Origin of the sequence: Cryobacterium sp. TMT2-4 (assembly GCF_004402575.1) — a bacterium.
GTDB classification, from domain to species: Bacteria; Actinomycetota; Actinomycetes; order Actinomycetales; family Microbacteriaceae; genus Cryobacterium; species Cryobacterium sandaracinum.
Genome location: NZ_SOGE01000046.1, coordinates 88,732 through 95,195 on the forward strand (window position 1 = coordinate 88,732; position 6,464 = coordinate 95,195).

The following is a 6,464-nucleotide window of genomic DNA, read 5'->3' on the forward strand; positions in this document are numbered from 1 at the left end:
GCCATACTCGCGGCTGGACGGCGCCTCTGGGTCCACCGCCAAGACGGCAGCAGCATCGGGTTCCGAACGGACGCCGGGCAGTTGAATGAATGTCGGAGAATCGGGCTCAGAGGCTGGCGGACGTCTTCGTACGGGAGACGGGGAGGAGAAAGGGTTCTGCGTGGCCGGCCAAAACGAGGCGACTAGCTTTCTCGCGACAGGGGGTTCGATTGTCGACGACGGGCCCTTGACGAACTCGCCCATCTCCCTGAGCCGCCGCAAGACAACTGTCGAGTCGAGTCCGAGCTGAGTCGCAACTTCATGCACCCGTAGCTTCGCCAAACCTACCCCCGTGTTTTCGCAACGAACGCGCCTTCCATTCACCGCGTCAGGGACGCCGCATTTCAGCACGTAATCGGAGCGTAGCCGACGCCGCTGACAGCGTGAAGGATTCAGGGAGCGAGCCGGTGCATGCGACAACCGGTTTGTGTCGCGTGCTCGCGCACTCCGCCTCGCGCCATCCGGACAGGCGCCCGAAAGCCAGTCAGTTGACATGCGTTCCCGCACGGACGCTGGCACCTTAGAAGCGCCAGACGCTTGATAACGTCACAAAGCGATCACAGAACGTCGCCACGAAGCGCTAACAGTCACAAGGGATGGCGCAGCGGTGCCTATTTGGAGTACAGCTCAGCTGGGCACCAGATCCATATCTGTCATCCCGCCCCGTATCGGTCGCGTTCTCCGTGTTTGACGGCGATTATCCCGGGGTCTTGGAGTTCAATCTGACAGATCAAATGCGTCACCTCACCCACTCGATCCTCATCCGCGAACGGATCATGATTGCCTTGTCGTTCAGAGTCGGCAGGCGCTTATCGGGGTCATAGTTCCTACAGCTGCGTCGACTTCTTCCGCAGCTTGGTTGGTTTGTGAGCCTGCCGGTTAGGTCTGAAGACTGGCTACCAGACGAGGTCCCAAGAGCTTGAAGGACTTGGTTTCGATTCCTTTGATGGTGTCTGCGAGGAGCCGGTTCAGGATGTAGATGTGGGCGTCGGTGACAGCGAAGGTGGGCTGACCGCGTCCGCCTGCTGCTATCCGTGAATATTCACCACCGAGCGTGTGCAGGAGGGTTTTCAATTGTTCCGTCGATAGTTTCTCGCCGCGCAAGTGGATGAGTGCGACCGCCTGATTTGTGCTCGCCCCAGAGGTTATGAGTGCTTCGAGCAGCTCGTAGGGAAGTGTCCAACGGGTTTCGATCAGCGCATTCGCGATGTTGAACGCTTGTTTGCGGGTGGCGCCGTCAAGATGAGAGCGAAGATCGTTTACGACCGTGTGGCGGAAGGCGAGTTGAATCGTAGACCGTCGTAGGAACGCGGGAATATGACCTGGGGTGAGGACGCTGGGGGAAGCGAAGGTTGCGAATTTTTTTGATGCTTCGATGGTCGCGGCGAGAGTTTCCCAGTCGATCATGAGGCGTTCATCAAAGGCAGATGCGTCGTCGGTCACTAGGCGGGCGCGTATGAGCTTCGCGATCAGATCGCTGGATTCAGGCTCGATCCGTTCGGTGGGGATCGTTCCAGGAGCGATGCTCTTAGCGATGCGGATTCGTGTCGTGACGGAAGGTAGCTTTGTGCGCGCTCCAAGAACGGCCAGGGCTAGTTCGAGTCGTTCGGTTACGGGGTACGTGTCCCATTCGGTGATCTTCTTGGATTTGTTGAGCAGCGCGGCGAGTGGCGCGTCGAGCCCGTACTCTGCGAGGTAGGCGGAGACGTTCTCGAACGTGGGGTCTGTCCTGAGGTGGGTTGCGAGGTGCGGCCAGGCTTCGGATGGCGCGTCGTCGAGGCGGGGGACGTGAAATCGGGCGTCTGTTGTTCTTACAACCTCGCCGATAAGCGTGGAGCTCACGCTGTCGGCGATATCGACGAGGATAAGCGTGAAAAATGCCGGGTCAGAGATCGTCAGGACCGAATTCGGCGAAGTCTCTACGAGGGCGAGGAACGTGTTGAGTTGCTTGACCACGTACTGGTAAAGATCCGTGTTCGTGCGGAGGGTGTCGAGGGCAATCGGACCCGAAGGGATGAGAATCCGCAAGTTCTGTTCCGTGAGGGGGAACAAGTTCAGTTTTACAGCGGTCTTGCGTGCGGTTGCGTTGAGTGGTGCGAGATCCATGAGTGTGGCGTCGTTGGCTTTTACGATCCCCAGGGCGATCTGTGCTGCTTTCTCTGACTTAGGTTGTGTGATCGCCTCCATGTGTTGATAGTTCGCTTCGATGATCGACGCGACCTCGTCGTCGGTTTCGTAGCCTGCGTGTGGGAGGGCGCCGAGCACGGCGTTGATCGAGTCAGTGCGCGAGTCGGTAGCGAGTTGTGAGGAAGCAGCGTAGCGGAGGACCCCTTTCCAATAGGGTGCTATTGCTGCGAGGAGTGCGTTTGGGTGGGTCCCGTGTGAACTGTAGGTGTCCAGAAAATCCTGCTCTGCTTTGTCGAGGCGAGACAGCCGATAGGCGACAGCTGAGGCTGCTCTGGGTCGGTGAGCGAGGAGGTAGTCGAGGATGCTGACGTTGAAGATGCTGGCGTCGTTGAAGAGATCGGCGGTGTCACTTGTGGCGGCACCTTGTTCTCTCAGGATCTGCACCACCTCGTCTTGGCCTATCTCGTATGTCATGTCGGGTTCGCCCGGCTCTATGCACCGCCGAATGTACTCCATTGCGTCCGGGCCGAGATGGTTGCCGTAGTAGCGAGACGTGTAGAGCGCAAAATGATGCGTCAAGAAACCATGTCGGACCAGCTCGCGTGCGAAATCTGATTCCAACACCGTTTCGATGACGTCCTCAAAAGGAATTCTTTTGGTGATGGGTGCACCAGTCGAGTCGCTTAAGGCAAACGGGACAGGGTCGACGGTGAGTTCTGCCTCTTCAGCGAGCTTCTGCCATGTGTGGTGCCGAAGGAACCCAAGATCGACCTGGGCTTGACCGATATTCGCGTCGATCTGTGCCAGGTCGCCGACCTCCCAATCGGCATCATTGATCGTGGTCCGCAGAACTTGGCTGAGCTGGTCTTTCGAGAAGGACAAATCCATGACCTGTTGGTATCGATTCCCCGGGTTGTGCAGTCTGATCGTCTGGGAACCTTCTTCAACGATTCGCGCCCAGACCTCCGGCTCCGCCACGTTCGCGGCTGTCGCGGGTGTCGTGAGTTCGACTGTTGCCTGGGGGGTAGACGCTTGCGCGGCCGCGCGCAGGAGCCCGGCGAACTCCTCGAGTCGTCCTCCCAATCGTCGGGCGCGTGCATCTGCCGTGGACTCCTGTCTGCGCAACTGGCGCAGCTGCATCAGGCGTGTGGTGTCCGCAGTTACGTTTTCCTGAACGAGGGCTCTCCATACGGAATACAGCAGATCGAGCGAGCTCTCCCGGTGTCGGATCTTCTCGAAGTCAGCGAGGTGGGTGTTCTTGTAGAGGACGATCGCAAATACCAGGTCGTCATCGATCCCCGGTATCCGGTTCTCGGTGACGATGAGCCGATCCCGGTACACCTCGAATTCGTTGCGAATGTTGTGGATCATTCGCATGTCCGCGACATGCCGGGCGGCGAGTCGGATGAGTGCTGGATTGATCTCGAAGTCGTCGCTCGCCATTGCATCGGACATTATGTCTCGTGCGTTATCCGCGCTTACGAATGGCACCACCGGGACGATGACATCGAAGAACTTAGTGCGGCTCGCTCGTTTCAGAGTTGACTTGGCGCGGTCGGGCACGGGCACAGGATCTGTGGCCGTCTTGGCTCCGGGTGAGGCTCCGATCTCTTCGAACACGCTGTCCCGGATCGCGTAGACAAAGACGATTCGCCGTCCGATCTGGGTCGATTCATTGAGGAGGCTGTTAAGTGCGCGCAAGGTGTCAAAGACCTGCACGTCCTCGAACCGGTCGATGTCCTCGATCAGTACGATGTCGCGGCGGCTTGCTTGGAAAAAGTAAACAATTTCGTCGAGATATTCGTCAAAGTAGGTTTCGGATTGCTTCGACAACGTGATGGTCGCCGGCCCGGTTTGCACGGAGGCGCTCATCACGGGCCGCCCTCGCACGATGACGAGCACTGTCCAGGTGGCGCTGACCATAGCAGCGAGGAGTATCCCGTATGCGACCCATTGCCGCCAGGGAATGGGAAGGAGAGCTTCAACGAGCGGTTGAATGAGACCGAGTCCAGAAAGGAGCACGAATGCTGCGGCGCCTCCGATGCCGGCGATGGCCCAGTCGCGCCGCTTGTCTGGCACGCTGGCTCGTCGGAATCTCGATTGCGGCACCGAGCTTGCCGGAAGACGGTAGAGGAGCTGCTTAACGAGCTCCTTCTGGATCTGGTTCGTGCGAGATAACGCCCCGCCCGAACCGTCAGTATCGGGAACTCCCGGTGCAATGGTCGAGAGCGACAATTCGACCACTCGCCGGCGGTGTGTGTCTCGGAGACTGGCCAGGATGCTGCTTTTGCCTGTCCCATATGCACCGGTGAGAGCAATGTTCTTTGTTCCTTCGGCGTTTAGCGCCCTCAGCAGAAGGTCCGCATATACCTGATGTTGATCGCCGTCGAACTGGGGTGCCAAACTCCTGACATACAGGTTCGCGCCGGTACCATGACCGGACCCGGCTAGAGGTGGCAATATATTCTCGGGCATGCGCTCATCGTATTGTCGGAACTCGCCCGCCTGAACCAGGCGCCGGATGGACCGCTCAGTTGCACATCACTATTGAGCATCGGTGCCGAACAAACGCTGGACGAGTATGCCGAAACGTCCTTTCTTCGGGACATTAGCGCTCTGGGCGTTCAGACGTTTTTTGTGGAAGCTGACGCATGACCAACCGACCCACTCGAGCGGTTACCGCGCAACTGGAAGGAGGAGAAAGCTATTCCTCCTGACGTTGCTTAGCGAACTCGGCGAGGACTTGCTTCATTACCATTTCGCGATCTTCATTCTGTTCCGCATGCAGCTTGCCCTTGTCAGGGAAGACGGCGAAAGCATCGCGCATTGTTTCGAGTTGCCCCCAGTCGACAACCCCTTCAATGCAGGCAGCAGCCGCCAGCTCGAGAGATTCGGGATGAATCTTGGCCTTATGAAAATCTACAGACGGCCCATAGAAAGTTGCTCCGGAAAAATTGACGACGGCTCCTCCGAAATCGACGTCATGGAACGACACCCTGTCGGCGCTGAACTGAGTCCCGTTGAAAAACAGCGTTGTTCCCGAGAATTTGGTGCCTGCAAAGTACGTGTTGCTGCCTGCAAGGCGAGCACTTATGAAACTCAAATCTCCGCTTTGCACATCGCAATGATCAAACAACAGGGAGCCCTCATCCAGAATCACTATGCCTGCGAAATCTATGTTCTGGGTCTCGAAAGTCGACCCTGAGAAGCTGAGAAAGCCCTTCCGAATAGACATTCCAAGGAATGAGATTCTGTTTCCCGTGAATGTCAGTCCGTCCATACGCAATGCCCCGCCCGAAAGGTCCGTGCCGTCAAAGTCCAATAGCTCGGCGTCAATCGACCCACTGATTTCCACGATCGCACCGCAAAACTGTGCTCTTGTAAAGGCCATAGTCTCGCCGGTGAAATTTCCCGACAGACGCACAAAGCCTCGACTGAATACCGCCTCCGTAAAGTTTAGAGTTGTCCCTGCGCGCGTCTCTATCTCAGTGAAGTCAGCCCCTGTCATGTCTGCGCTGGTGAAGTCAAAATTGAGTCCTTGCCAGTGTGGCGACGCTGCCGGACGTAGATGGTCGCGGATGGTCCTGAAAAGTGAGGCCCGGATCTCCAGCTCTGGACCTTCCAATTCATTGGCGGACATTCGTAGATACGCAGTAACTACATCAATCACCATTTGACGCTGGGTGACCCAATCGTCAGCAAGCCTGGCAAGCGATAGTGCTCCAGCCATACGGACCGTTGGCGTACCACTGCCGAGTTGCTCAGTCGCCGCCAGGAAGCGCCCACCAAAGTGAGATTCGAGATCAAGAACCGCACTGGCTTCCGCTAGCCGTTGCTTTCGATAAGACACGACTAGCGCCGCAACAGCTCCGATTCCCCCAGCAAGTACGAACGAATATTGGACACGATCTGCCTGATCGCTCCACGTGAAAAGATCTGTCTGGCCAAAGAACACCCATGCACCGGAGGCAGTTAGAGCCAGAACCAGAACCCAGAGAAAAATGCTTGTGCCCAATGGAAAGCCAGCCCTTTTGGGGCCATGACTTTGTCGACGAGGGATCATGGGGCAACTGTATCGACCGTGCGGCGTTCAGACTGTCCATAGTGCTGGTGGAGAGTCAGCACCGTTCCTGAGAGCGATCAAAGAGGAGCTTCTAGCGCCGACTGAAACAGTGACCATTAACGCCAGAAATCGACCGGCACTATTGGCCCTCTTCTCGGTCGGCGTCAACAGAAGCACGAAATTTTCGAGCCCCCGGCGATGTCGACTGCGTGATCGACATCACGATCCCCCCCCC

Annotated in this window: 2 protein-coding genes and 1 pseudogene; all 3 read right to left on the minus strand. The window is 57.5% G+C overall.

Annotation, left to right across the window (positions count from 1 at the left end):
- Nucleotides 1-183: 183 nt before the first annotated feature.
- Nucleotides 184-534: pseudogene (locus tag E3O54_RS17435) on the minus strand (translation initiation factor IF-2 N-terminal domain-containing protein); the annotation flags it as partial.
- Nucleotides 535-918: 384 nt separating this feature from the next.
- Nucleotides 919-4,641 carry a hypothetical protein gene (locus E3O54_RS16115; protein ID WP_134402061.1) on the minus strand — a complete coding sequence of 1,241 codons (3,723 nt, stop codon included), beginning with the start codon at nt 4,639-4,641 and terminating at the stop codon, nt 919-921.
- A gap of 229 nt (nt 4,642-4,870) precedes the next feature.
- A complete protein-coding gene (locus tag E3O54_RS16120) occupies nt 4,871-6,229 on the minus strand; it encodes a pentapeptide repeat-containing protein (RefSeq protein ID WP_134402062.1) in 1,359 nt (452 codons plus the stop codon).
- Nucleotides 6,230-6,464 lie beyond the last annotated feature (235 nt).

Excerpts from the sequence above, each read along its gene's own strand:
- E3O54_RS16115 (WP_134402061.1), bottom strand. The coding sequence starts at position 4,641 with ATGCCCGAGAATATATTGCCACCTCTAGCCGGGTCCGGTCATGGTACC.
- E3O54_RS16120 (WP_134402062.1), bottom strand. The coding sequence starts at position 6,229 with ATGATCCCTCGTCGACAAAGTCATGGCCCCAAAAGGGCTGGCTTTCCA.